The 390-nt window shown below is 65.6% G+C and carries 1 protein-coding gene; it reads left to right on the top strand.

Translation table 11 applies throughout. The annotated features are described in order from the left end of the window. A partial coding sequence (locus tag EN857_RS33465; RefSeq protein ID WP_135897685.1) for an efflux RND transporter permease subunit occupies positions 1 to 390 on the top strand: 390 nt, incomplete at both ends.

The following is a 390-nucleotide window of genomic DNA, read 5'->3' as shown; positions in this document are numbered from 1 at the left end:
AATGACTTCAACGCTTTCGGGCGCGTCTACCAGGTGCGGGCGCAGGCCGACCAGGCGTTCCGCCTCGATCGCGCCGACATCTTGAAACTGAAGGTCCGCTCGGCGACCGGCGCGCTGGTTCCGCTCGGCACGTTGATCGAGATCCGCGACGTCACCGGCCCGGCACTGGTCCAGCGCTACAACATGTACGTCTCGGTGCCGCTGCAGGGCAACGCCGCGCCCGGCGTTTCCACGGGCGACGCGCTGGCATCGATGGAAAAGATCACCGCCGCGACGCTGCCGGCCGGTACCTCCTATGAATGGACCGAGCTCGCCTACCAGGAGCGCAACACCGGCAATGCCGCTGTCTATATCTTCGGACTGTCGGTGCTGTTCGTGTTCCTGGCGCTG

The organism is Mesorhizobium sp. M4B.F.Ca.ET.214.01.1.1, from assembly GCF_004791545.1.
GTDB lineage: Bacteria > Pseudomonadota > Alphaproteobacteria > Rhizobiales > Rhizobiaceae > Mesorhizobium > Mesorhizobium abyssinicae.
The sequence above is the reverse complement of the archived record's forward strand: the minus strand, read 5'-3'. Positions and strand labels throughout refer to the sequence as shown.